The sequence below is a fragment of the Thermus albus genome (genome assembly GCF_022760855.1).
GTDB classification, from domain to species: Bacteria; Deinococcota; Deinococci; order Deinococcales; family Thermaceae; genus Thermus; species Thermus albus.
This window is the reverse complement of sequence record NZ_JAKTNR010000006.1, coordinates 93,553-117,249: the sequence shown is the minus strand read 5'-3', so window position 1 is coordinate 117,249 and position 23,697 is coordinate 93,553. Positions and strand designations below refer to the sequence as shown.

Genomic DNA, 23,697 nt, shown 5'->3' with positions numbered 1-23,697 from the left:
CTTCCACCTCCTGGGTACCCTTACCACGTACCCCTAAAACCTAAGATGCCCCTATCCCCTTTGTGAAGGTAGGTGCAAATGCCCCACCCACCAAGGCGGGAACCCTTCTAACAGGAGCCCTCAGGAGGGGCTCTTGAGCCGTTGGAAGAAGAAAAGGCCTAGCCCCAAAAAGCCCAGGACATCCCCTATCCCTACCCCCCGCCCTAAAGCGGGAAGCACGTACCAAGCCAGGTGCAAGAGGCGGAAGATGGGAATCCAGAGAGCGACAGGCAGGAGGAACCGGGCCTCCCGTTTGGGGAGGTTGGTGAGGAGGTAGAGGAAGGGGAGAAAGAAACCCCCCACCGCCCACAAGGCAGCCACGGTCCCCCAGGATCCTTCCAGCCGCTTCAGGTAGAACTCCACCTCGTGGGGTAGGTCCGCCCCCCAGACGATAATCAGGGTGGTGGCCTCCACATAGATCCAGATGATGGAAAGGGCCAGGAGGAGGTTGGTGTGGTTTTGGGCCTGGCCCATGAGGGCCGGGGTGCCTTTGCTGGCGGCCAGGGCCACGGCCACCGCCAGGGCTAAGACCGCAGCGGAAAGCAGGAGGATGACCCCAAAGGAGGCGGAGTAGAAGTGGGCCTCGAGGGCCATGAAGAGGTCGTAGGAAAGGAAGGTGGCGGCGGCGAATACCAGGGGCAGCCCCCAGGCCCCCACCTCGGAGCGGTGCTCCCCTGGCTTTAGCTTCAGCAAAACCCAAGCGAAGAGGGCGAAGAAGACGACATAGCGCAACAGCATGAAGGGGGCATTCAGATACCCCGAACGGTGGGCCAGGATGGGATCCAAGTTGGCCCCAGGCCGGGCCCAGGGGAAAAGCTCCGGCAGGAAAAAGAAGAAGGGGAGCCCCAAAAGCCCCATGAGGGGAAGGAGCCGGGCCAGGGGGTAGAGGTAAGGCTCCAAGGGAACCCCCCACCGGCTGGTGAGGGCGTTGTGCAACAAAAGGACCAAAAGGGCTCCCAGGGAGAGCAGCAGGAAAAAGGCAAAGGGGAAGTAGGCTGCCGGAGCCCCAAAGAGAAAGGCCAGGGCGTAGAGGAAAATGCCCAAAAAGAAGGGGGCCGAGCGGTTCAGCTCAATAGACCTCTGCATTCACCACCTCCAAAGGACAGGCCTCCTCCAAGAGGCACTGCTTGATGTAGTGGGCGATGAGCCAGCGCTCCCTTTCCGGGATACGGCTCTTGTAGGAAAGCATCCGGCCAAAGCCGTTGGTGGCGGCAAAATAGAAGTACCCCTCGGGCATAGCCTTTACCCCGGGGTCCTGGAAGGAACGGGGCTTGGGCATCCCCAAGGGAACCACCCGCCCGTCCCCCTCCCCGTTAAGCCCGTGGCAGATGGCGCAGAAGGTGCGGTAAAGGGCCTTACCCCGGATGAGCTCCTCCGTGGTGAAGGTGTAGGGGTTGTCGGCAAAGCCGCCCTCGGGCTTAAGCCCGGTGCGCACCTCCAGGTTGAGGTTTTCCCCAAAGCGCACCCGCTCTGGGGCCACCTGCACCTGCAAGGGAGCTTCCCGGAAGGGCCGCACCTTGGGCTGGTCCCACATCCAGCCGCAGGCGGAAAGAAGGGGCAGGAGAAGGAAAAAGAGCCTAGTCACGCCGCACCTCCTCCACCTCCGCCCCCAGGCGGGCCAGAAGCCCCCTGGTGCCCTCCAGGTCAAACCGGGGATCCGAGGCGTAGACGAAAACCCCGTACTCGTCCAAAAGGACTCGCACGTACTCCCGGGCCTGCACCGCGGGGTGGCTGGCCAAGGGAAGGCCGTTGATGTAGAGGAGGAAGAGGAAGATCCCCACGGTGATGGTGAGGATGGTGAGCTCAAAGGTCACGGGGATGAAGGCGGGCCAGCCCAAAAGGGTCTTGCCCCCGGCGTTGTGGGGGTAGTCCAGGGTGGTGTAGATCTGTAAGAAAAGCCCCAACCCCACCCCCAGAACCCCGAGGGCAAAGGCGATCCAGGGGATGCGGCCATCCCCGCCAAGGACTTCCTCCACCCCCTCCACCGGGTTCGGGGTGAGGGCCTCGAGGCGCCGGTAGCCTTGGGCTTTCAGGGTTTTGAGGGCATCCAAAAGCTTTTCCGGCGAGTCAAAGTAGGCCATGAGTCCGTAGAGCATGCCTCCCTCCTAGTGCTTTCGCAAGCGGTGGAAAAGGTGGACCATCTCCGCCACGGCGATGGGGGGGAAGAGGCGGATGAAAAGGGCTAGGCCAAAGAGGAAGAAGCCAATGGTCCCCAAGAACAGGGCCCAGTCCACCCAGGTGGGATGGTAGAGGTGGAAGTTTCCGGGCACGAAGTCGTGGGACAGGCTGATGACCACGATCACGAAGCGCTCCAGCCACATGCCCACGTTGGCCAGGATGGAAAAGATGAAGAGCCAGGTAAGGTTCCTGCGGAACCGGGGAAACCAGAGGGTCTGAAGAAGGACCACGTTGATGAGCATCATGGCCCAGTAGTAAGGGGCGTAAGGCCCGGTCATGCGCCAGATCTGCTGGGCCCACTCTGCGGGCTCTCCCGCATACCAGGCGATGAAGATCTCCAAGAGGTAGATATAGGCCACCCCCAGGCCGCTGGCCAAGGTCACCTTGGCCATCCAGTCCAGGTGGCGCTCGGTGATCACCCCCTCCAGCCGGTACCACCTCCTAAGGGGGATGATCAGGGTGAGGGCCATGGCAAAGCCGGAGTAAATGGCCCCGGAGGCGAAGAAGGGGGGAAAGACCGTGAGGTGCCAGCCCGGAACCAGGCCATAGGCGAAGTCCATGCTGACCACGGAGTGCACGGAGATCACCACCGGGGTGGCCAGGCCCGCCAGGAGCACGTACACCGCCCTATAGCGTTGCCAGTGCACGGCATTCCCCGTCCAACCCAAGGAGAGCCAGCCGTATAGTTTCCGCCGAAAGCCCTTGCTCCTTTCCCTCAAGAGGGCCAGATCCGGAATCAGCCCCAGGTAGAGGAAGAGGGTGGAGATGGTCAGGTAGGTCATGATGGCCAGCACATCCCAGGAAAGGGGGCTTTTGTACTGGGGCCAGAGGGCCATGTGGGTGGGGTAGGGCATCACCCAGTAGAAAAGCTGGGGCCGGCCCATGTGGATGAGGGGGAAGGTGGCCGCGGCCAACACGGCAAAGAGGGTCATGGCCTCGGTGACCCGGTTTAGGGAATCCCGCCAGTTCTGGCGCATGAGGACCAAGATGGCGCTGATCAGGGTACCGGCATGGCCGATACCGATCCACCAGACGAAGTGCACGATGTCAAACCCCCAGGCCACGGGCTGGTTGATGCCCCAGGTGCCCAAGCCCTTCACGAAGGTAACGAAAAGGGAATAGAGCCAGACCAAGGTAAGGGCAGCCCCCACGGCCACCACCACCTTCCAGGGACTAGGGGCCGGTTTCTCCACAGGCTCCAAAAGCTTTTCCACCAAGGTCTTTTCCGTCCACTCCCCTTGGATCAGGTCGCGGTCGGGATGGGGTTCCTTATGCGCCATGCTCCCCCTCCTTCAGCTTGGGATTAGGGTTTTTCAAGTGGGCCAGGTAGGTGGTGCGGGGCCAGGTGTTGGCCTCCTCCAAAAGGGCGTAGTGCCGCCCCTCCTTGCGGTGGGCCTGAATGGGGTCCTCCGGGTCCAGAAGATCCCCGAAGTGGATGGCCTTCCCTGGGCAGACCTCCTGGCAGGCGGTCTTGATCTCCCCGGTGCGGATTTTTCTTCCTTCCTGGGCCGCCTTGGCCCGGGTGTTCTCAATGCGTTGCACGCAGTAGGTGCACTTCTCCATCACCCCCCGGCTCCTTATGGTCACCTCCGGGTTCATGAGGAGGGCCAAGGGGCTCTCCTTGGCCCTATGCGGATCGCCTTTCCCCACAAAGGCCTCCCCATAGGGGAAGAAGTTGAAGCGCCGGGCCTTGTAAGGGCAGTTGGCGGAGCAGTACTTGGTGCCCACACAGCGGTTGTAGACCATGAGGTTCAGGCCCTCGCTGGAATGCTCCGTGGCCGCCACAGGACAGACCGCCTCGCAAGGGGCCTTCTCGCAATGCTGGCACATAACCGGCTGGTGCACCACCCCTTCCTCGGCGAAGTAGCGGTCAACGCGGATCCAGTGCATCTCCCGTCCCTTTTGCACCTCTTCCTTGCCCACCACGGGGATGTTGTTCTCCACCTGGCAGGCCAGGGTGCATAGGCCGCATCCCAGGCAGCGGCTTAGGTCCACGGTCATGGCCCAGGCGTGCTCCCCTTGAGGCCAGGGAGGATAGAAGGAAATCCGCTTTTCCTTATGGGGTTCCCCCTCCAAGGCTTCCTTCTCCTCCAGAACCTTGACCGCCTCCACCTCCCCCAGGTACCCGTGGTACTGGGTGGAGACCAAGGGGTAATACCGGCCTGTGGAGGAGAGTTCCAGCGGCCAGACCACCCCTTCCGGATGGAAGAAGTGGGAGAGGGGTGCCACCCCGCTCCCCTTGGGTAGACCCGGCAAGGGCCACAAGGGCAGAAGGGCCTCCCTCTCCCCCGCCTTCACTCGCATGAGGGGCCGCTTGGGATCGGCCCGCCGCTCCCGGGCCCGGATATCCCCCAAAAGACCCAGGGCCTCGGTATCCTCCTCCCCCAGGAGCAGGGCCCCATCCCACACCAGGCGGCTTAGGGGCCGGGGAAGCTCCTCCAGGTAAGGGTTTTCCCGGTAGCGCCCGTCGTAGAGGCTGGCATCCGGGCGCAGGACAATCTCCAAAGGAGCCTCCTGCCGCAGAGGAGGGAGGCGGCCCTCCAGGCCTGGGGATACCTCCACGGAAAGCGCCTGGGCCTCGGCCAGGGGCCTTCCTTCCACCAGGGCCCGCTTCTCCTCGGGGCTAAGGGCGGGCACCTCCTCCCCCAAGAGCCCCGCCAGCACCTCCTCCAGGGCCTTCCCGCCCCAAAGGGGCTGGATGAGGGCCTGGGCAGGCCAGAGCCGGCCCTCGGCATCCCGGTACTGGCCGGAGGCCTCGAGGGGGTGGGCCAAGGGCAGGCTCCAGACCGCCGCCTTGGTGGGGTAAAGGGAAAGCGCTGCGGAAAAAGCCTTGTCGGAAAGGCTAGGCAAAGGGCCCTCCGCCGCCCACACCAGCCTTGGCGCCCTCTCCGCTTCCGCGAAGGCCTTGGGCGTGGCCACCTCCCGCTCTGGGGGCTCCACGTAGCGCACCGGAGCCTTGAGGGCCTGGTTGATGGCCATGGCCAAGGCCTGGGCCCCGGGGGAAAGCTGGGGGCCAGGAAGAACCACCCCACCCCGCCTCAGGTCCTCCGCCAATACGGGAAGGAACCCCCCATACTCCGAGGCCGGGCTCCCCGGCACCACCCCCAGGGCCTGGGCCAGGGCCAGGAGGAAGGCCTCCACCTGGCTAGGCTTTAGGGCCAGGCGGTGGTCGGCCATGCTACCCAAAAGGCTGGCCCCGCTTTCCACCGCATAGATGCGGTTCATGGGGGGCACACGCCTTTGGCTTAGGGCCTCCCACCAGAGGTAGCCCGCAGGGTGTTCGTGGAGGTCCACATCTACAAGGAGGACCACCTCCGCCTTCTCCAGAGCGTAAACCGGCCAGGCCCGGCGCCCAAAGGCTAGCTCCGCACCTTTATAGATGTTCTCCAGGCTCCAAGCCTCAAACCGGGCTACCCGGAGGTTGGGAAAACGGGCCTGGGCCCTTTCCAATAGACCCTCGAGCCTGGGAGAGGTGATGCGGGGCAGGACCAAGAGGGTTTCCCCTTCCCCCAAGGCCTGCCGCCAAGCGGTGTAAAACCCTTCCCAGGCCGGGGCCTTGCCTTTGCGGGCTGGGTCGTAAAGGCCGTAGAGGCCCGCCAGGGGGTAGGGGCTCATGGCCCTTTCCAAGGGAGCCAGGAAGAGGGGCCTTTCCTGGTAGACCTTAACCCGCACCGGCTCGGCGAAACCGGCATGGGGATAAGCGGTGACGAACTCCGCCTCCCCTCCTTCCACCACCCATTCCGGCTGCCGCACATAGGGTACCCCCTGGCGGCGCACCACCGGAGTGCAGGCTGCTAGGGACAAAAGCCCCAAGGCCAGGAACCCCCGTCGGGTCACCGGACCAAAGGGAAACTCCTCCCGGAAAAGCTCCCGTTCCAAAGATTCCTCGTAGCCGCGCCGTTCCTTCATGAAGCCTCCTAGCGGTGACAGGTGTTGCAGCTGGTAAGGGCCTCCACCGACCGCACCTGATAAACCTCCTTCAACTTTTTCCCCAGCTCGGGGTCCGGGGTGTAGGCCATGTTGAAGACCTGCTCCCTGGGCCTGAGGTGGGCTTCAGGCTTTCGGTGACAGTCCAGGCAGAACTTCATGGTGAAGGCCTGGGGCTGGTAGACCACCGCCATCTGGTCCACCCGGCCATGGCACTCCGCACACCCCACCCCCTTGGCCACGTGGGCTGCGTGGTTGAAGTAGACAAAGTCCGGCGGGTTAATCACCCGGTTCCAGCGCAAAGGCTCGCCGGTCTCCCAGCTCTTCCGCACCAAGGCCAGGTTGGGGCTATCGGGCTTGATGAAGGTGTGGCAGGTCATGCAGGTTTCCGTGGGCGGCAGGCCCGCATAGGCCGCGTGCTCCACGCTGGAATGGCAGTAGCGGCAGGAAAGCCCCAACCCTCCTGGACCTCCCGCGTGGAAGGCATGGCTGAAGGGTACAGGCTGCTCCACGGGTAGGGTGCGCTGTTCAAAAGCCCCCACCGCCACCCCGGAGAAGACCACCAGCAAAAGCGCGAATACGCCTAGGACCGTTCCCCAGAAGAAGGTTTTCACCCATCGGTTGCGCCGGCGCATGCCACCTCCAGTCTTAAAGGCCAAGGCTACGGGTAGGGAGGGAAAGGTTCAATCAAGGGGCCTGGGTGCTTCCATAAGTGAACCGACCTTACCCGTACCTACCCTTTAGCAAGCTCTTCTCATGGATAGGCTAGCGGATAGGGATAGGGACAAATGTCCCCACCCCGGACAAACCCCCCAACACGGAAGGAGGTTGACAAGAAGCAGGCTTTTGCTAAACTGAGGCTTGCGCGTAAGGCGCACCCTGCCGGGATGGTGGAACTGGTAGACACGCCATCTTGAGGGGGTGGTGCCCGCAAGGGCGTGCGGGTTCAAGTCCCGCTCCCGGCACCAAAGAGGCCCTAAGGGGCCTTTTCTTTATGCGGTTGCTCCTTTGGCGCACCCTAAGGACCCTCGAGGACACCCAGGCCTTGGCCCGGGAGGTCCTACCCCTATTCCCAGAGGGAAGCCTGGTGGTCCTGGAGGGACCCTTGGGGGCCGGCAAAACCACCTTCGCCCGCTTTGTGGCCGAGGCCTTGGGCTTTGGAGGAAGGGTCACGAGCCCCAGCTACACCCTTATCCACACCTACCCTACCCCGGAAGGCCCCCTGGTGCACGCCGACCTCTACCGCCTTAAGGACCCCGCCCTTCTCCTTCCCCAGCTGGAAGCCTCCCGGGAGGGAGCCCGTCTTCTCCTGGTAGAGTGGGGGGACCCCGAAGCCCTAGAGGCCGATTTCCTCCTCCGCCTCACCCCTCAAGGGGAGGTGCGCCTCGCCCAGCTATGGCAACTCCACCCCAGCCAGCAAGAGGGCATCCCACAAGGCCTCCCGCCCGGCCCGCCCAGCGAATAGGGCCACCACCTTTCCCTCCGCGTCCACCACGAAGGTCCAAGGCTGGCCCACCACCTTAAAGCGGTTGGCCACCTCGTGGGGTTTGTCCTTCTCCGAGGCCAGAAGGGGAAGGAAGCGGGGATAGGCCTTCATGTACTCCAGCACCACCTCCCGGGTATCCTTGGGCTCCCGGCTGATCACGTAGAAGGGCACCTTGGTTTCCTCCGCCACCCGGTGAAGCCCCGGGAACTCCGCCCGGCACACCGGGCACCAGCTGGCCCAGAAGACAATGACCGCGGGCTTCTTCATGGTGGCCGGGGTGACGAGGTTCCCCTTGGGATCCAGAAGGGCAAACTCAGGCAGGCGCTGGCCCGGCTGTACCGCAAGGGCCAAGCCCAAAACCAAAAGGTACCCTACCCACCGCCTTAGCATGCCTTTATTGTTTACCTTAGCGGGGATAGGTATGTAAACCACCTCACCTTGGCCGCCGCAAGCGTTTCAGGTCGTGGTCCGGCCAGATACCGTCCGCCACCAGGTGGAGCCACTGGGAAAGGTAATAGCCCAAAAGGGCAGAGCCCCAGACCTCCCAGGGCCAAGAGGGCGGCTTCAGGGAAAACTCCATTCCCAGATACCCCGCAAGGCCCTGGGCAAGAACCCCAAGGCCCCCAAGGAGCCCTACCAGGTACCCCAGCCGGGTCAAGGGCCCCAGCACCCAGGTATGGGAAAGCCCCCGATGACGGAAAAGCCAACCGTAAGGGCGCCAAAGGAGGCCCAAAAGGCCCCAGCGCCGCTGGGAACGCGTCCCTTTCTCCGCCAAGTCCAGGTCCGGGGAGAGGAGAAAGGTCCCCGCCAGGTAGGCCAGGGCCAAGGCCAAAGCCCTGGGCTCCTCCGGGGAACCCCCATAGGCCAGGTAGACCACCGCCCCCCCGCCCAGGACCGTCAGGTTGATGGCCTCGTGCACCCGCCCCGAGGGCATAAACCCATGGTATAGGGGACGGGGCGGGGCATCCTGGCAAACCTTACGGAGCGGGAAGGGGAAAGCGCTCCCCCGCGGAAAGGACATCCACCTTGAGCCCCTTGACCCCCCTGCCGGTGTACTCCGCCCCACCGGCATCCACCAGGGTCACCCCTCCCATCCAAACCTCCCCTAGGCCTTTGAGAAGGCGAAGGGCGGTATCCTCCAAGAGGCCCAAGCCCACCAGGTCGGGGTTGTCGGCCACCAGGCGGGAAAGGGCCAGAAACCGCCCCCGCTCCTCCACCCGGGGGAGGAAGACCAGGCCCCTGAGAAGGGCCAAGCCCAAGGCCGCCTTAACCTGCCCTTCCAAGGAGTAGAAGGCCGCCTCTCCCAGAAGGCCGCCCGCCTCCCCCAAAGCCACCACCCCACCTCCTTGGCGGTGGACCTCCAAGAGGGCCTGGAGAAGGAGGCTTCCGCGGATTAGATCCAAGAACTCCGGCAATCCCTCCGCGGCCAAGAAGACCAGGGGGCTTTGGGCCACCGCCTGGGCCACCAGGGGATCAAAGGCTTCCTCCCGGCGCCTGAGATAAAGCACCCGTCCCTGCCTGAGGCCCAGGCTGCGGTAGGCCAACCGCCAGGCCTCCGCCAGGTCCCGCAGGGGATAGGGCACCAGAAAGAGGGCCTCACCCCGGGCCTCCTCCAGGAGCCTGGCCTCCACCGGACGCAAGGCCCCCCGAAGGGGATCGGCGGTCAGCAAGGCGAAAAAGCCCTGGCGCATACCGACCTCCTATACCCCTAGGGTAATACCCTCCTCATGAAAGGAAAAGGGTGGTGTGGTAGACTTGAAGGCGTGGCCGCGATGGTATCCCCCCCGGGGGCCTTATCCAAGGACAAGAGGAGGGCCATCCTCGAGGCCACCTTGGAAATCCTCCGGGAGATGGGGCTTTCCGGGCTGAAGATGGAGGAGGTGGCCCGGCGGGCGGAGGTGGGTAAGGGAACCATCTACCTTTACTTCCGGGATAAGAAGGACCTCCTGAAGAGCCTGGTGGAGGAAAGAACCTGGGCCTTCTACCGGGAGGTGGAGGAGGTGGTGCGCCAAAAGGCGCCTTTTTTTGTGCGCCTGGAAGCCCTCTTGCAAAAGCGCTTGGCCTGGATCGCCGAATGGCGAGGCCTGTGGGCCGCGGTAGCCCGGGAGGCCATGGAGGACCCCACCCCCTGGCTTAAGGGCCTCCACCAGCACTACCTGGACCTTCTGGAGGAGCTGGTGCGAAGCGGCCAGGAGGAAGGAGCCGTGCGCCCGGGGCTTTCCCCAAGGGCCACCGCCCACGTGATCGCGGCCTTGGGGTGTACGCCTCAGCTAGAGGTGGAGGCTTATTTGGAGCATCTCCTAGAGGTGCTCCGGAAAGGAGTGGCGCCGTGAAAGAGTTCCGTCCCGGCGACAAGGTGGTCCTGCCCCCTTACGGGGTCGGTGTGGTGGCGGGCATAGCCCAAAGGAGCGTGAGCGGAGTAAGTCGGGCCTACTACCAGGTGGACTTCCCTGGTTCCCGCTCCAAGGCCTACGTACCCGTGGAAGCCCCCCAAAGCGTGGGCATGCGCAAAGCCCTGGCCCCTGAGGAGGTACCGGTGATCCTGGACCTCCTCAAAAATGGGCGCATGCCCCTGCCCAAGCAGTGGGCCGCCCGGCATCGCAAGACCAGCGAGATCCTGGCGGACGGAAACCCCTACCGCATCGCCCAGATGGCGGGCCAGCTCAGGGCTTGGGAGCTGGAGCGGGGCCTGCCGGACCTGGACCGCCAGGCCCTAAGGCGGGCCATCTACCTGTTGGCGGAAGAGGTTTCCCAAACCCTAGAGATCACCGTCCAAGAAGCCAAGCGCCTCTTTGAGGAGGCCTGGGGCGAAGAACTGAACTGAGGAAACGCTTGGCTGACCAGGGGCCCCGGAATCCGGGGCCCTTTCCCCTCCCGCCTCCGCCTAAAGGAGGAGGCTCCAGACTTTCTTTTCCATCTCCAGGATGCGGGCCAGGTAGCGCTCGACCACCCCAGGATCCAGCCCCTCCACCTGGCCCTGGGCCATCACCTCCAGGTCAAAGAGCACCGCTTGGAACTCGGGAGCCGCCCAATGTTGGGAAAGTTCCTGCCAGGGTCCATCCCCCTCCACGTGGGCGTTCCAGGCCTCCAGGAAAAGGTGGTTCAAGAAGTAGAAGAAGACCAGGCGGTAGGGGTAGGAAAACCCCTCCATCTCCTGGAGCAGGGCGACGTACTCCTGCCGCACCGGATGGACTGGCTCCTTAGGATCCGCCCCTTGGGAAAGAAGCCAGTCCAGCTCCTCCACCGTGGCCATGAGGGCCTGGACCAAAGGAGCCCGGTGGGGATGAGGGGCATCCCGCAAAAGCCCCACCTGAAACCGGTATAAGGCCTCCACAAAGGGGAAGTCCTGTTTGAGCCAAAAGGCGAAGCGTTCCTCATCCCAGCGGATGGGCAAGGCCTTGATCTCCTCCAGGGCCTTGGGGCAACAGCCAAACAGGTCCCTAAACAGCCCCATGATCCCCCCCCAGGACCCCATAGCGCACATACCCTGAATGCCGGAGGGCTTCCGCCACCTTCCTGGCGTGGTCCTCGCTCTTTGCAAACCCAAAAAAGGCGCTACCCGAGCCCGTCATGAGCACCCCCCTTAGCCCCTGATCCCGCAGCCTGGCCTTCACCCGGCGGAGTTCTGGATAAAGGCGGAAGGCCGGAGCCTCGAGGCTATTCCAGTAGGGGGGCTCCTCCCCTCTTTCCAGGGCCTCGAGGATCTCCCCCACGGGGAGGTCGGGCCCGAAGTCGTGGGGCTTGACCTCCGCATAGACCCTGGGGGTAGGAAGGCGCAGGCCCGAGGAAAAGACCACCACGAAAAGAGGGGGTAGGGAAAGGGGCCTTAACCTCTCCCCCACCCCGCGGGCCTCCGCCACCCCCCCTCGGAGGAAGAAGGGCACATCCGCCCCCAGGGAAAGGGCAAGGGCCTGGAGGTCCACCTCCGCCGGGTAGAGCTCCTTCAAGCCCAAAAGCACCTGGGCGGCGTCCGAGCTTCCCCCGCCCAGGCCTGCCCCTTCGGGTAGGGCCTTTTCCAATACGATGCGCACCCCCCCGGGCCAGCCTGCCGCCTCCAGGTACGCCGCCGCCGCCCGGTAGGCCAGGTTCCTCCGCCCGTAGCGCCCGCGGAACTCAATCCCCTCGGGGATGGGTTCCAAAAAGAGCCTATCCCCGAAGGAAAGAGCGGCAAAAAGGGTATGAAGCTCGTGATAGCCATCCGGCCTCTTGCCGAGGAGGGAAAGGCCCAGGTTCACCTTGGCCACCGCTAGGCGTTCCATACCCGCGCCAAGGCCTCCGCCACGGGAAGGTCCTCCGGATAGGTGATCTTGAAAGCCGTCCTCTCCCCCGCCACCAGGGCCACGGGATACCCCAGGGCCCTCACCAGCTGGGCGTCGTCGGTGGCGGAAAGCCCCCGCCTCCTGGCGTAGGCATGGGCCTCCCGCAAAAGGGCGGTGAAGAAGCCCTGGGGGGTCTGGACCAGGCGCAGGGCCTCCCGGGGCACCACCTCCCCGTAGGCCTCCCCCTCTGGCCGGATGAGGGTGTCGGGAAGGGGCAGAACCGGCACCGCGGCCCCCGTGGTGCGGGTGGCCTCGAGGACCCGCCCTATAAGCCCCCGGCTCACGAAGGGCCGGGCCACGTCGTGCACCAGGACCAAGGGGAGGCTTGCCGCCTCCAAAAGGCGGGAAACCGACTCCTGCCGGGTCCTGCCCCCCTCCAGAAAGGTGGCGCGAAGCCCCCTAGGGGCCTCCGCTCCCGGGGGAAGGGCCACCAGGACCTCCGCCGCCTGCTGGAAGGCCCCCAAGGCCCACTCCAAAAGGGTCCTCCCCCCTACCCGCAGGAAGGCCTTGGGCCCTAGGCCCAGCCGCTCCCCGTTCCCAGCGGCAGGGATGAGGACGGAGTACATCGTGGGCTCACCTCCAGGCAAAGCCGCCACGTCCCCATGGTAGCATGGGCGCCATGAGCCTTTGGGAAGCCCTTCTCTTAGGGGTGGTGGAGGGCCTCACCGAGTTCCTACCCGTGTCCTCCACCGGCCACCTCACCTTGCTCTTTCACCTCCTGGGCCTGCCTATCCAGGAAGACCCCTTCCTGAAAACCTTCCTCATCGCCATCCAGCTGGGGGCCATCCTGGCCATTTTGCTGCTTTACGGCCGGCGTTTTGCGGTGGACCGGGCCCTTTGGCTGCGCATAGGGGCAGCCTTCCTACCCACCGCCGCCATGGGCTTCCTCCTCTACCCTCTCATCAAGGGGAAGATCCTGGGGGATGACGGCATCGTGGTCTTCTTCCTCTTCTTCGTGGGCCTGGTCCTCCTCCTGGCGGACCGCGTGGCAGAACGGGCCCGCTATAGGGATGTGCTGGAGCTACCCCTGGCCCGGGTGGCCCTGATCGGGGTTTTCCAGGGGCTTGCCGCCCTCTTCCCGGGCACCAGCCGGAGCGGGGCCACCATCCTGGGGGGGCTTCTTTTGGGCCTAAGGCGCAAGGCGGCGGCAGAGTTCAGCTTCCTCCTGGCCCTGCCCACCATGCTGGCCGCCGTGGGCTACGACCTCCTCAAAAGCGCCCCGGCCGTGCCCCAAGGGGGCTGGACCCTCCTCGTGGTGGGCTTCCTCGCCGCCTTGGTCACCGCCCTCCTCACGGTGCGTTGGATGCTTTCCTTTGTGGAGCGCCACGGCTTCAGGCCCTTTGCCCTCTACCGCATGGCCCTGGCCCTGGTCTATGCCTACTTCTTTCTACGCTAGGGCCAGGACCCGGTCCAGGGCCTTGAGGAATCCCTGGTAAAGCTCCCGCCTGGCCCCCTCCCCCATGAGGCCAAGCCGCAGCACCTGGCCCCGGGTGGGCCCGATCCCCCCCGCCACCGCCACCCCTTGGGCGTAAAGGCCTTTCACCAGGCGATCCGCCTCCACCCCCTCAGGCGGGCGCACCACCAAAACGGTGGGCAAGGGGCTGGCCTTGGGGTAGAGGCGAAAGCCCCGCTCCTCCAGCTCCCCAAGGAGCCAGGCGTACACCTCCTGGGCCCGCTTTTGGCGGGCCTCCACCCCCTCCTCCAGGACCAGGTCCAGGGCCTCCAGAAGGGCGTAGTGCAGGAGGACCGGGGTGGTGTGATGGTACCCCCCCCGCTCCCAATGCTCCGCCACCCGCTCCAGGTCCAGGTACCAGCCTCGCCTAGCGGTGAAGGCCCGGCGGGCCTCGAGGCTCACCGCCACCGGGGCCAAACCCGGGGGGGCGGAGAGGCACTTCTGGCTCCCCGTGAAGGCGTAGTCCACCCCCATCTCCCGCATGGAGAAGGGAAGCATCCCCAGGGTGGTGACGGCATCCAAAAAGAAAAGGGCCCCGGCCTCCTGGGCCAGGGCCCCGATCTCCCGGGCCGGGTTCAGCACCCCGGTGGAGGTTTCCCCGTGCACCAGGGCCACCATGCGGTAGGGCCTTTGCCTTAGGGCCTGGGCCACGGCCTCCGGGTCCACGGGCTCGCCCGGGGGAAACTCCAAAACCGTGGGCTCCAGGCCGTGCACCTGGGCCATCTCCGCCACCCTTCGGGAGAAGGCCCCGTTCACCAGCACCAAAACAGGGCCCCGATCCAGGTTGGCCAGGCCGGCCTCCATGCCCAGGCTTCCCGAGCCCGCCAAAGCGGCCACCAAGGCTCCCTCTCCGGGGTCAAAAAGCCAGCGGAGCCTCTCCTGGATGGCTCGGTTCATCACCAGCACCTCAGGGTCCAGGTGGCCGCGCATGGGACGCATAAGGGCCTTCTGCACACGTTCCGGGATGGGGGTGGGTCCAGGGGTCAGAAGCAGCATCTCGCCTCCTCTACGCCCGTGGGAAGCGGGCATAAGAAAAGCCCCCGCGGCCAGACCGGGGGGGCCCTTCCCGAAGGAAGGGGCCCCCTACCGGATAGCTCGCAGGAGCCTCATTGGGGAATACTTTAGCCTAAGCCCCTTTCCTTGTAAAGTGCTTAATGGATGAAGGATTACTACGCCATTCTGGGGGTGGGCCGGGAGGCCACCCAGGAGGAGATCAAAAAGGCCTACCGAAGGCTCGCCCTCCAGTACCATCCCGACCGCAACCCCGGGGACAAGGAGGCCGAGGAGCGCTTCAAGGAGATCAACGAGGCCTACGCCATCCTCTCCGACCCCGAGAAGCGGGCCCAGTACGACCGGGGGCTTCTGGGGGCGCCGGAGTTGCAAGCCGAGGACCTCTTTGACCTCTTCGCCCAGGTCTTCGGCTTCCGCTCCCGGCGCACCGCTCCCCGGGGGGAGGACCTCGAGGCCCAGGTGGAGGTGGATTTGGAAGACCTGGTCAAGGGAAAGGAGGTGGAGGTGGCCTATGCCCGGCTGGTCCCTTGCGAATCCTGCCACGGCCAGGGGGGCAAGCGGGTGGCCTGCCCCACCTGCGGAGGCCGCGGGGTGGTGGAAACCTACCGCCAGGGCCTCTTTTCCGGCTTCGTAACCCGCTCCACCTGCCCCCACTGTAAAGGGCAGGGCTACCTCCTGGCGGAAACCTGCCCCACCTGCCGGGGCCGGGGACGGGTGGCCCGGGAGGAGAGGGTGCAGATCACCATCCCCCCGGGCATGGACGAGGACCACCTCCTACGGGTCCCGGGCTACGGCAACCTGGCCAAAGGAGGCCCCGGGGACCTCTACGTGCGCCTTAGAATCCGCCCCCACCCCCATCTAGAACGGGAAGGCCCCCACCTGGTCTACCGCCTGAGGATCGGCCTAGCCCAGGCAGCCCTGGGCACCCGCGTAGAGGTACCAGGGCTCTCTGGGCCCATACCCTTGGACATCCCCCCGGGCACGGGGCCCGGGGAAGTGTTTGAGCTTCCCGGAGAAGGCCTCCCCTACCCCGGAGGCCGGGGAGCCTTAAGGGTGGTGGTGGAGCTTTCCGTACCCAAAAACCTCAGCCCCAAGGCCAGGGAACTCCTTAGGGCCTACGCGGAGGAGGTGGGGGAAAAAGTGGCCCCCGAGGGCCTTTGGGAAAAGCTCAAGGGGCTCTTTCGCAAATAGGACCCCTCGTGGTACACTGAGGCATTCCGGGTGGCTATAGGGTGGCCCCTGGGGTCTAAAGCAACCCCTAAAGCCCCGGATACGGGCCTAAGGGCCTGGAAGAGAAGGAGCGGTATGCAGAAGGGTCGGGTCAAGTGGTTCAACGCGGAGAAGGGCTACGGCTTCATTGAGCGCGAGGGCGACACGGATGTGTTCGTCCACTTCAGCGCCATCAACGCCAAGGGGTTCCGCACCCTGAACGAGGGCGACATCGTCACCTTTGACGTGGAGCCGGGCAAGAACGGCAAGGGCCCCCAGGCGGTGAACGTCACCGTGGTGGAGCCGGCCCGCAGGTAAAGGGTAACCTGGACCGCCGTGGGGAGACCTCCCCACGGCGCTAAACTTTTGGGGAACCCATCACCCCATTCTCAGGCTCGGGCCGGTAGCATGGGAGGGATGCGGACCCTTAACCTGAGCCTACGCCCCGTGCTCCCTGCAGACGCACCCCTTTTGCACGGGCTCTTCCTGCGAAGCCCAGGGTACTTCGCCCTCATCGGCATGGATCCCCCCACCCTCGAGGACGTGGCCCGGGACCTGGCCACCCTAGAAAGGGACGAGCGCCGCCGGGCCTTTCTCCTCCTCCTGGAGGAGGAGGTGGTGGGCTACCTGGACTACAAGCTCCACTACCCCGAACCCGAGGACGCCACCCTAAGCCTCCTCCTCATCCGGGAAGACCGCCAGGGCCAGGGCCTAGGGCGGAGGGCTCTGGAGCATCTCCTAAACCACCTTACGGGGGCCGAGCGGCTTTATGCGGTGGTCTACGGCAACAACGCCCGGGCTAAGGACTTCTTCCGGGCCCAGGGCTTCCGCCACGTGAAAGACGGGGGCCCCACCCTAAGCTGGTACGTGCGAGAGCTATAAGAAGATCACCCACCCGGACAACGGTCCAGGTGGGGCGAAAAGCCCATAGCCCATCCCGTGGACTAGCCTAGGCCAGCCAGCTTGCGGTTTTTCTCAATGTAGGACTTCCACTGCTCGGGAACGTCCTCCTCAGGGAAGATGGCGTTCACCGGGCAGGCGGGCACACAGGCCCCGCAGTCAATGCACTCCTCGGGGTGGATGTAGAACTGGTCCCCCCCGTCGTAGATGCACTCCACGGGGCAGACCTCCACGCAGGACTGGTCCTTTACGCCGATGCAGGGTTCACAGATCACGTGCGGCATCCTTCACCTCCTAAGCCACCCTCCCCCTATTTTAGGGCAGCCTCCCCCTTGTCAAGGCCCTAGGCACCCAGATACCGGAAAAAGGCCTCCCGGGAGATGGCCCCTATGACCTCCTCCCCCTTAACCACCAGGACCAGGGGTTGGCGGAGAAAAAGGGGGGAAAGCTCGCTCACCGCCACCTCGGCCTCCACGCTGGGCACTTCCTCTAAGGGCAGGATGTGGTCGGAAAGGCCCAAAAGCCCCACCGGGCGCCCCTCCTGCACCAAAAGGGCCACCCCCCGGCCCTCGTAGGCCTCCAGGGCCTCCACCCGGGGCAAAGGCTTCGCCAAGCGGCGGGCCGGGGTGGGCCAGAGAAGCCCGGCGGTGAGCAAGGTGGTGCAGGGCACCCGCACCGCCTTCTTGGCCACGTAGAGGGCAAAGGTGAAGAAGAGGAGAAACCCTAGCCCTTCCAGGAGGCCGGTAAAGTTAAAGTGCTCCCACCCCAGCCTGCCCCCGCCCCCCAGGAGGGAGTGGAGGAGGTAGGAAAAAAGAAGGCCCAGCACCAAGGCAGCCAAATAGGCGAAAAGCCCGGCCAGGCGGAGTTCCTTCACCGTACGCATGGGCTTAGCTTACCAGGTCCTCCTCCCGGTCCACGTCCACCCCCACCTCGGGGTAGGGGGTAATGAGGGCCCTGGCCTCCACCCCCAGGATCCCCCTGGCCCGCGCCTCCAGCTCAGGAAGGGTAAGCCGGCCCAGGAGAAGCTTGAGGAGGATATCCAAGCCGATGAGCCGGGCCAGGGCCAAGGGTTTCTTCCTTAGGGCCACCACCCTTTTGGCCAGGGGCAGGGCCTGGAAGAAGAGCTCCTTGTGCAAAAGCAACAGGTTTCCCCCGGTGAAGACCCCTTCCCTAAGCCGGGCGTAGGTGCGCCGGGTATGGGGAAAACGGGCCTCCACCGCCCCTTTGGGCACGATGGGGTAAACCAGGGCGGCTTCCGGGGCCTTCTCCAGCACGAAGCGCACCGCCTCCGCGGTTAGGTGGGGGATGTCCGCGGTGGCCACCAGGACCCGGCCCTCCACGTGCCCCAAGGCCGCCTCCAGATTGCCAAGCAGACTCCCGGTGTCGGGCAGGGTAAGGCGGGGGGAGGGGGCTAGGCCTGGGTTCTCCCCCACGTAGATGGCGGAAAGCCCTGCCTCCTGCAGGGCGGAAAGCACCCACTCCGCCATGGGCCTGCCCCGATAGGGCACCAGGGCCTTGCTCCGCACCCCGTACTTGCGGGCCCAAGCCTCCTCGCCGCCTCCCAAGACGATGGCCTCCACGCCCCTATGCTAACGGCTTATCCTTTGGGCATGGTCCGCTGGTTGGCGCCTTTAGGCCTTTTTCTCCTTTGGGCCCTCACCCTCTACGCCTATCCCCATCTGCCATCCTCCATCCCCGCCCACTGGAACGCCCAGGGGGAAGTCACCCGTTACGGAAGCCGCCTGGAGATCTTCCTCCTGCCCCTTTTTGTGACCTTCCTCCTCTATCCCCTTTTGGCCCTAGCCCCCCGGCTTGGCGGGAAGCCGTCTTCCATCTGGCCTTGGCTGGAAGCGGCCATGGTCTGGAGCTTTACCCTCCTGCAAGGCATCCTTCTCTACGCCGCTTGGGCCCAGGCCCAGGGGATACCCTTCCCTCTGGGAAGGGCTCTTTTTGTAGGGGTAGGCCTGGTCTTCCTGGCCCTAGGCCTACTCCTCCCTCACCTTCCCCCTAATCCCGTGGCCGGGGTCCGCACCCCCTGGACCCTGGCGGACCCCGAGGTCTGGCGGAAAACCCAAAGGCGGGCGGGCTGGGTCCTTGCCCTCCTGGGCATCCTGGCCTGGGTGGTGGCCCTTTTGGGGGGAAAGGGGCCTTGGCTTTGGACCTGGCTCCTGGCCCTGGTCCTAGGGGGCCTGTACCTGGTCCTCTTCTCCCTCTGGGCTGGAAAAGGGGAAAAGCTCCGCTAGGCCTCCTTATGGGCAAGAGATGGAAATGGGCTTTGCCGGAACCTATCCCGGCAAAGCCCGGTAAGGGTGGTATCCCCAAAAGACCCCTATCGGAGGTCCTTTCCGGGGCCCCCACCCTGGCTTGCGCCAGGGTGGGGTGGTATCAAAGGGGCCTAAGGGTAAACCGCAGCACCTGGTTTCCGGTGATGCGCACGGTTTCCACCAGGGTGCGGTACCCCGGGGCCACCAGGGTGAGCTCGTGCTGGCCAAAGGGGGCCTCGAGGCGCAGATACCCCCCCTTGGCCACCCCTACCTCCTCCCCATCCAGGAAGACCCTGGCCTCCACATTCAGGTAGAGCTCCAGGACCGCCCGCACCGGGACCAGCTCCACGTAAAGCCGCACGCTCTCCCCTGGACGCACCTCCACCTGGGCCCGGTACTCCCCGTACCCCGGGGCCAGGACCCGCACCTCATGGAGACCGGCCTCCAGGCTTATCCTCAAGGGCGCCCGGCCCATGAGGCGGCCATCCACATAGACCTCGGCCCCCTCGGGCCTGGCCTCCAGGTAAAGCTCCCCGGTGCGGATGGGCCTAAGGCTGGCGGAAACCCGGGTCTCCCGGCCCCGCTCCACCCGCACGGAAGCGCTATAGGGTTCATAGCCGGGTGCCCTGAACTCCACCCGGTAGGTTCCCTCGTCCAAAACCAGCCGCAAGGGCGTGCGGCCCCGCAAGGCGCCGTTCACGTAGACCTCGGCCCCCGTGGGGCTGGACTCCAGGAGGAGGGTCCCGGTGCGGGGAACGGGGTTAAGGCGCACCTCTAGCCTAGTGGTCTCGCCCCTCCGCACCTGGACCTGGGCCCGGTAGGACTCGTAGCCGGCCAGCCTAAGCTCCACCTGGTAACGGCCCTCGGGGAGGGTTAAGGAAAGGGGAGTGCGGCCCCTAAGGGTACCTTCCACATACACCTCGGCCCCCGGGGGGCTAGAGGTGATGGAAAGGGTCCCCTGCCTGGGCTCGGGCACCAGCTGGGCGAACACCTGCACCCGCTCTCCCGGCTTGGGGTTCACCATCACCCGGTAGGGCTGGTACCCGGCAAGCCTCACCTCCACCTCCTGCCGGCCGGGGTTCACCTGGAGGGTAAGGGGAGTGCGCCCGGAAAGCCGGCCGTTGAGGTAGACCTCGGCGCCGGTGGGCCTGGAGTCCACCACCAAGGTGGCCAGGGCCGGGCTAGGTGGAGGTGCTGTCACCCGGCCCACGTAGTAGCGGGCCACGTCCGTGACCCAGTCCTTGGGGGGAAGGGGCTCCACCACAATGGAAAGCGCCCGGGCCAGGCCTTCCGCCCCTTGCACCCGCAGCCGGTTTGCCTCTACATCCAGGATCTCCCCCAAGGAGAGGGGGCGCTTGCTGGCCACCGCCAGGATGCGGTCCTCCCCTTCCGGGCCGGTCACCGTGTAACGGTAGCGGCCTCCTTCCGGGGGAAAGCGCCGGGTTTCCCCAGCCCTAAGGAAGTTGTCCCGCTCAAAGGCGTTGGGCAGAATGGGGTCAATCTTGCCATCCGCGTTGATGTTGAAAAGGTAGACATAGGCATCCTGGTTCACGTTCACGTAGATGAAGATGGGCTCACCGATCTGATAAACGCTGGTGCCCCGCTTTCCTGGATCCTTGTCCACCCAAACCCTTACCTGAAGGTCGGTGGGCACCGGGTTCACGAGGATGCCCTGGGGGCTTATCTGCTGGGCCAACGCCGCCCCCAAACCCAAAATGGCCAAAAGCAGTTTCCGCATAGCCCTCACCTCCGCCCTCAGGCTAAAGCCTCCCTGTGAAAATCCTGAGGGAAAAAGGCCAAGGCCCCTTAAGACTCGGCGTAGGCCCCTAAGGTGCGGAAGCGGCGGTAACGGTCCTGGTAGAGTTCCTCCGGGGAAAGCCCCTTGAGCTCCTCGAGGGCCCTTAGGAGGGCTTCCTTGATGTTCTGGATAGCCTTCAAGGGATCCTTGTGGGCCCCGCCCTCGGGCTCGGGAACGATGGCGTCCACCACCTTCTGGGCCAGAAGGTCCGTGGGCGTGAGCTTCAGGGCCTCGGCGGCCTTGGGCGCCTCCTTGGCCTCCCGCCAGAGGATGGCCGCGCAGGACTCGGGGCTGATCACCGAGTACCAGGCGTTTTCCATGATGAGGACCCGGTTGGCCACCCCGATGGCCAAGGCCCCCCCGCTTCCCCCCTCCCCCAGGATGAGGGCGATGGCGGGAACCCTCAGGCGGCTCATGCGCTGGATGCTCTGGGCGATGACCCAGGCCTGGCCCCGCTCCTCCGCGGAAACCCCCGGGTAGGCCCCCGGGGTGTCAATGAAGGAAATGAAGGGATGGCCGAAGCGGTCCGCCAGGTCCATGAGGCGCATGGCCTTGCGGTACCCCTCGGGATGGGGCATGCCGAAGTTGCGCTGCAGGTTCTCCTTGGTGTCCCGCCCCTTTTGGTGGCCCACCACCACCACCTTCTCCCCCTCCAGGTAAGCGAGGCCCCCCACCATGGCGGGATCATCGGCAAAGGCCCTATCCCCATGGAGTTCCAAAAAGTCCTGGAAGGCCTTCTCCAGGACGTCCAAGGTGGTGGGGCGGCCCGGGGCGCGGGCCAGCTGCACCCTCTGCCAAGGGGTGAGGCTACCGTAGACCTCCTTCTTAAGCCGGGAAAGCCGCTCCTCCAGGAGGCGGAGCTCCGCCTCGAGGTCCACCCCCGTGGTGCGGGCCGTCTCCTTCAGCTCGGCGATGCGTTTTTCCAGCTCTAGGATGGGCTTTTCAAACTCCAGTGCCATAGGAAACCCCGGGGTGCAGGTGGCGGAGGACCTGGACCACTTCCGCCTTGAGCCTCCTACGGTCCGTGACCCGGTCCACCATGCCGTGCTTCAGCAAGAACTCCGAGCGCTGGAAGCCCTCGGGGAGCTCCTGGCGGATGGTCTGGCGGATAACCCTGGGCCCGGCAAAGCCGATCAAGGCCCCGGGCTCGGCGAAGATCACGTCGGCCAAGGCGGCGAAGCTGGCGGTAACCCCCCCGGTGGTGGGATCCGTGAGGATGGACACGTAGGGAAGCCGCCTTTCCCAAAGGCGGTCCAGGCTCATCACCGTCTTGGCCATCTGCATGAGGGAAAGGGCCGCCTCCTGCATCCTGGCCCCCCCCGAGGCGGCCACGATCACCAGGGCCCGGCCTTCCTCCGCCGCCCGTTCCGCCCCCCGGGCGATCTCCTCTCCCACCACGCTGCCCATGGAGCCGCCAGCGAAGGCATAGTCCATGACCATGAGGACCGCAGGCACCCCCCCGATGGCGCAGGTACCCCCCAGGATGGCGTCGGGGCGGCCGGTTTCCTCTTGGTAAGCCTTAAGCCTTTCCCTGTAGGGTTTGGTGTCCACGAAGCCCAAAGGGTCCAAGGGCCTAAGCCGGGTGATCTCCTGGAAGGTTCCGGGATCGGCCAACATCTCCACGCGTTCCGAGGCGGAAACCCGGTGGTGGTGGCCGCACTTGGGGCAGACGTAGAGGTTCTCTTTAAACTCCTTCTTGTAAAGCCCCGCCCCACAGGCCTCGCACTTGGTCCAAAGCTCGGGGACGTCCCGGTTCTCCCCGCTGGGCCTTTTCCTTCGGAAAAGCCGCTCTAGGGCCACGCTACGCCTCCTTGGGGGCCTCTAAGGCCCTGGTCTCCCCCGCCAGGCTCTGGCCGATGAAGACCGCCCCCGCCTCCACATCCAAGGCCTGGGCCCGAATGGTGCCGGTGAAGCGGGCCGTCTTGGAAAGGCTGACCTTGGTGGCCACTAAGTCGGCCTTGACCTCCCCGTGGATCTGGACGCTCCCCGCCTCCACCCTCTCCCCCTCCACCCGGCCCGTGCGGCCCACCTCCAACTCCCCTTCCACGTAGACCGAGCCCTTGACCAGGCCGTCGATGCGCACCTGGCCCTTGGCCTTCAGGTCCCCCAGGACCTCGGTGTCGGGCCCCAGGTAGGTGAGGGCCCCCGTCTGCCTCCTCCCCAACATCCGCCCCATTTTAACGGGAGGCCCAAAGGGGGTCTAGGTAGGGCCTGGGGTCCAAGGGGGAACCGTAACGGTAGACGCTGTAGTGGAGGTGGGGACCGGTGGAACGGCCCGTGGAGCCCACGTACCCCAGGACCTGCCCCTTTTCCACCCTCTGCCCGGGGCGCACCGCCAAGCGGGAAAGGTGGCCATAGAGGGTTTGATACCCTTCCGCGTGGTCCAGAAGGACGGCCAGGCCATAGGCCCCCATCCATCCGGTGCGGGCCACCACCCCGCTTCCCGTGGCGTAGACGGGAGCCCCATAGGGAGCGGCGAAGTCCAGGCCGTCGTGGAACTCGTACCCCGGGCCGAAGGGGTTCTTGCGCATGCCGAAGTAGGAGGTGACTCCCCGGTATCCCCTGAGGGGCAGGCCCCGGGGAAGGCTTCGCTCCACCTCGAGGGTCCGCTCCAAGGCCGGGACCACCTCCTTAAGCTGGTTTCTCAGGTCTAAGACCTCGGCCCGCACCTCCGCCCACTCCGCCAAGGGCTCCCCCAAAGCCGCCATGGCCCCGCCCCCTTTTCCTCCCTCCTGGTAGCGCACGGGAAGGGCGTTTATGGGGGAAAGCCCCGCCCGGCGGCGGAGTTCCTCTATGGCCTTCTTGATCTCCTCCAGCTCCTTTTTGGTGCGTTTGGCCTCCTCCGAGAGGGCCCCGTTTTTGGCCCGTTCCGCCTCGAGGGCCAAGGAAAGCCTCCGGGCCTCCTGGGAAAGGGCCTGGAGGCGAACCTCCAGGATGCGGGCCTCCCGGCCCTTGTGCCAGAAGTACAGGTTGGCCCCCGTCCAGAGGGCCAGGAGGAAGAGGATCAAGGCCACACCCCATCCCGGAAGGGAAACCATTCGGCTTCCCCCGCCGCTTCGGGCCAGGAACAGGGTGTAGCGCACGGGCCCCTTGTGCCGCCGCCTCATCCGGGC

General features: G+C 65.3%; 29 protein-coding genes and 1 tRNA gene. 9 read left to right on the top strand and 21 right to left on the bottom strand.

Annotation, left to right across the window (positions count from 1 at the left end; translation table 11 throughout):
• Positions 1–120 precede the first annotated feature (120 nt).
• From L0D18_RS07935 to L0D18_RS07910, 6 genes are read right to left on the bottom strand one after another with little or no spacing between them, the layout of a single operon-like run.
• Positions 121–1,125, bottom strand: a complete 1,005-nt coding sequence (locus L0D18_RS07935) for a hypothetical protein (protein ID WP_243028341.1) — start codon at positions 1,123–1,125, stop codon at positions 121–123.
• A complete protein-coding gene (locus tag L0D18_RS07930; protein WP_243028356.1) occupies positions 1,109–1,573 on the bottom strand; it encodes a c-type cytochrome in 465 nt (154 codons plus the stop codon). The genes L0D18_RS07935 and L0D18_RS07930 overlap by 17 nt, the downstream gene beginning before the upstream one ends.
• A 43-nt stretch (positions 1,574–1,616) precedes the next feature.
• Positions 1,617–2,135 (bottom strand): DUF3341 domain-containing protein, encoded by a 519-nt coding sequence (locus tag L0D18_RS07925; protein ID WP_243028340.1) that lies wholly within the window; start codon positions 2,133–2,135, stop codon positions 1,617–1,619.
• A 9-nt stretch (positions 2,136–2,144) separates the two neighbouring features.
• Positions 2,145–3,497 carry an NrfD/PsrC family molybdoenzyme membrane anchor subunit gene (gene nrfD, locus L0D18_RS07920; protein ID WP_243028339.1) on the bottom strand — a complete coding sequence of 451 codons (1,353 nt, stop codon included), beginning with the start codon at positions 3,495–3,497 and terminating at the stop codon, positions 2,145–2,147.
• A complete protein-coding gene (locus tag L0D18_RS07915; protein ID WP_243028338.1) occupies positions 3,487–6,126 on the bottom strand; it encodes a 4Fe-4S dicluster domain-containing protein in 2,640 nt (879 codons plus the stop codon). The genes nrfD and L0D18_RS07915 overlap by 11 nt, the downstream gene beginning before the upstream one ends.
• An 8-nt stretch (positions 6,127–6,134) precedes the next feature.
• Positions 6,135–6,779, bottom strand: a complete 645-nt coding sequence (locus tag L0D18_RS07910) for a cytochrome c3 family protein (RefSeq protein WP_243028337.1) — start codon at positions 6,777–6,779, stop codon at positions 6,135–6,137.
• 246 nt (positions 6,780–7,025) lie between these two features.
• Between L0D18_RS07910 and L0D18_RS07905 the strand changes: the two genes are divergently transcribed.
• Positions 7,026–7,112 (top strand) — tRNA-Leu (locus L0D18_RS07905).
• Positions 7,113–7,138: 26 nt separating this feature from the next.
• Positions 7,139–7,609: a tRNA (adenosine(37)-N6)-threonylcarbamoyltransferase complex ATPase subunit type 1 TsaE gene (tsaE, locus tag L0D18_RS07900; RefSeq protein ID WP_243028336.1), complete on the top strand. Its 471-nt coding sequence runs from the start codon at positions 7,139–7,141 to the stop codon at positions 7,607–7,609.
• Here the strand turns inward: tsaE and L0D18_RS07895 are convergent.
• From L0D18_RS07895 to L0D18_RS07885, 3 genes are read right to left on the bottom strand one after another with little or no spacing between them, the layout of a single operon-like run.
• Complete coding sequence (locus L0D18_RS07895; protein WP_243028335.1) at positions 7,538–8,020, bottom strand: TlpA family protein disulfide reductase; 483 nt, start codon at positions 8,018–8,020, stop codon at positions 7,538–7,540. The genes tsaE and L0D18_RS07895 overlap by 72 nt on opposite strands.
• A gap of 43 nt (positions 8,021–8,063) precedes the next feature.
• The gene (locus L0D18_RS07890; protein WP_243028334.1) at positions 8,064–8,564 is read right to left on the bottom strand and encodes a metal-binding protein; all 501 of its coding nucleotides are present in this window, start codon (positions 8,562–8,564) and stop codon (positions 8,064–8,066) included.
• 43 nt (positions 8,565–8,607) lie between these two features.
• Positions 8,608–9,321 (bottom strand): type 1 glutamine amidotransferase family protein, encoded by a 714-nt coding sequence (locus tag L0D18_RS07885; RefSeq protein ID WP_243028333.1) that lies wholly within the window; start codon positions 9,319–9,321, stop codon positions 8,608–8,610.
• A 72-nt stretch (positions 9,322–9,393) separates the two neighbouring features.
• On the opposite strand from L0D18_RS07885, the gene L0D18_RS07880 reads away from it, so the two are divergent.
• Both L0D18_RS07880 and L0D18_RS07875 read left to right on the top strand, forming a co-directional pair.
• Positions 9,394–9,963, top strand: a complete 570-nt coding sequence (locus L0D18_RS07880; protein WP_243028332.1) for a TetR/AcrR family transcriptional regulator — start codon at positions 9,394–9,396, stop codon at positions 9,961–9,963.
• The gene (locus L0D18_RS07875) at positions 9,960–10,454 is read left to right on the top strand and encodes a CarD family transcriptional regulator (RefSeq protein WP_114313488.1); all 495 of its coding nucleotides are present in this window, start codon (positions 9,960–9,962) and stop codon (positions 10,452–10,454) included. The genes L0D18_RS07880 and L0D18_RS07875 overlap by 4 nt, the downstream gene beginning before the upstream one ends.
• Before the next feature lie 60 nt (positions 10,455–10,514).
• Here L0D18_RS07875 and L0D18_RS07870 read toward each other — a convergent pair whose 3' ends face one another.
• From L0D18_RS07870 to ispD, 3 genes are read right to left on the bottom strand one after another with little or no spacing between them, the layout of a single operon-like run.
• Positions 10,515–11,084, bottom strand: coding sequence for a TenA family protein (locus L0D18_RS07870; RefSeq protein WP_243028331.1), 570 nt, complete (start codon positions 11,082–11,084; stop codon positions 10,515–10,517).
• Entirely contained in the window at positions 11,071–11,889 is an 819-nt protein-coding gene (gene ispE / locus L0D18_RS07865) for a 4-(cytidine 5'-diphospho)-2-C-methyl-D-erythritol kinase (protein WP_243028330.1), read from the bottom strand. Before ispE ends, L0D18_RS07870 begins: the two co-directional genes overlap by 14 nt.
• Positions 11,877–12,515, bottom strand: coding sequence for a 2-C-methyl-D-erythritol 4-phosphate cytidylyltransferase (gene ispD, locus L0D18_RS07860; protein WP_243028355.1), 639 nt, complete (start codon positions 12,513–12,515; stop codon positions 11,877–11,879). The genes ispE and ispD overlap by 13 nt, the downstream gene beginning before the upstream one ends.
• A gap of 53 nt (positions 12,516–12,568) precedes the next feature.
• Here ispD and L0D18_RS07855 point away from each other — a divergent pair, with 53 nt between their 5' ends.
• On the top strand, positions 12,569–13,345 hold the full coding sequence (locus L0D18_RS07855; protein WP_479725462.1) for an undecaprenyl-diphosphate phosphatase: 777 nt from the start codon (positions 12,569–12,571) through the stop codon (positions 13,343–13,345).
• Here the strand turns inward: L0D18_RS07855 and L0D18_RS07850 are convergent.
• A complete protein-coding gene (locus L0D18_RS07850) occupies positions 13,337–14,398 on the bottom strand; it encodes an alanine--glyoxylate aminotransferase family protein (protein ID WP_243028328.1) in 1,062 nt (353 codons plus the stop codon). The genes L0D18_RS07855 and L0D18_RS07850 overlap by 9 nt on opposite strands.
• Before the next feature lie 162 nt (positions 14,399–14,560).
• On the opposite strand from L0D18_RS07850, the gene L0D18_RS07845 reads away from it, so the two are divergent.
• The 3 genes from L0D18_RS07845 to L0D18_RS07835 all read left to right on the top strand — a co-directional run bounded on the left by L0D18_RS07845 (position 14,561) and on the right by L0D18_RS07835 (position 16,504).
• Positions 14,561–15,604 (top strand): DnaJ C-terminal domain-containing protein, encoded by a 1,044-nt coding sequence (locus tag L0D18_RS07845; protein WP_243028327.1) that lies wholly within the window; start codon positions 14,561–14,563, stop codon positions 15,602–15,604.
• Between the two features lie 114 nt (positions 15,605–15,718).
• The gene (locus tag L0D18_RS07840) at positions 15,719–15,940 is read left to right on the top strand and encodes a cold-shock protein (protein ID WP_014516375.1); all 222 of its coding nucleotides are present in this window, start codon (positions 15,719–15,721) and stop codon (positions 15,938–15,940) included.
• A gap of 90 nt (positions 15,941–16,030) precedes the next feature.
• Entirely contained in the window at positions 16,031–16,504 is a 474-nt protein-coding gene (locus tag L0D18_RS07835) for a GNAT family N-acetyltransferase (RefSeq protein ID WP_243028326.1), read from the top strand.
• Between the two features lie 62 nt (positions 16,505–16,566).
• On the opposite strand, the gene L0D18_RS07830 is transcribed toward L0D18_RS07835, so the two are convergent.
• The 3 genes from L0D18_RS07830 to L0D18_RS07820 are packed head-to-tail and all read right to left on the bottom strand — an operon-like array spanning position 16,567 to position 18,102.
• Positions 16,567–16,806 (bottom strand): ferredoxin, encoded by a 240-nt coding sequence (locus L0D18_RS07830; RefSeq protein WP_015716251.1) that lies wholly within the window; start codon positions 16,804–16,806, stop codon positions 16,567–16,569.
• Positions 16,807–16,865: 59 nt separating this feature from the next.
• Positions 16,866–17,405, bottom strand: a complete 540-nt coding sequence (locus L0D18_RS07825; RefSeq protein WP_243028325.1) for a CBS domain-containing protein — start codon at positions 17,403–17,405, stop codon at positions 16,866–16,868.
• A 4-nt stretch (positions 17,406–17,409) separates the two neighbouring features.
• Positions 17,410–18,102: an NTP transferase domain-containing protein gene (locus L0D18_RS07820; protein ID WP_243028324.1), complete on the bottom strand. Its 693-nt coding sequence runs from the start codon at positions 18,100–18,102 to the stop codon at positions 17,410–17,412.
• 30 nt (positions 18,103–18,132) lie between these two features.
• Here L0D18_RS07820 and L0D18_RS07815 point away from each other — a divergent pair, with 30 nt between their 5' ends.
• Positions 18,133–18,765, top strand: coding sequence for a DUF1648 domain-containing protein (locus L0D18_RS07815; protein WP_243028323.1), 633 nt, complete (start codon positions 18,133–18,135; stop codon positions 18,763–18,765).
• 142 nt (positions 18,766–18,907) lie between these two features.
• Here the strand turns inward: L0D18_RS07815 and L0D18_RS07810 are convergent, their stop codons facing one another.
• The 5 genes from L0D18_RS07810 to L0D18_RS07790 all read right to left on the bottom strand — a co-directional run bounded on the left by L0D18_RS07810 (position 18,908) and on the right by L0D18_RS07790 (position 23,691).
• Positions 18,908–20,524 carry a PEGA domain-containing protein gene (locus tag L0D18_RS07810; protein WP_243028322.1) on the bottom strand — a complete coding sequence of 539 codons (1,617 nt, stop codon included), beginning with the start codon at positions 20,522–20,524 and terminating at the stop codon, positions 18,908–18,910.
• A 68-nt stretch (positions 20,525–20,592) separates the two neighbouring features.
• Complete coding sequence (locus tag L0D18_RS07805) at positions 20,593–21,543, bottom strand: acetyl-CoA carboxylase carboxyltransferase subunit alpha (protein WP_243028321.1); 951 nt, start codon at positions 21,541–21,543, stop codon at positions 20,593–20,595.
• A complete protein-coding gene (gene accD, locus L0D18_RS07800) occupies positions 21,527–22,384 on the bottom strand; it encodes an acetyl-CoA carboxylase, carboxyltransferase subunit beta (RefSeq protein ID WP_243028320.1) in 858 nt (285 codons plus the stop codon). The genes L0D18_RS07805 and accD overlap by 17 nt, the downstream gene beginning before the upstream one ends.
• Before the next feature lies 1 nt (position 22,385).
• Positions 22,386–22,751: a bactofilin family protein gene (locus L0D18_RS07795; RefSeq protein WP_243028319.1), complete on the bottom strand. Its 366-nt coding sequence runs from the start codon at positions 22,749–22,751 to the stop codon at positions 22,386–22,388.
• Positions 22,752–22,761: 10 nt separating this feature from the next.
• Positions 22,762–23,691 (bottom strand): M23 family metallopeptidase, encoded by a 930-nt coding sequence (locus tag L0D18_RS07790; RefSeq protein ID WP_243028318.1) that lies wholly within the window; start codon positions 23,689–23,691, stop codon positions 22,762–22,764.
• Positions 23,692–23,697: the final 6 nt, after the last annotated feature.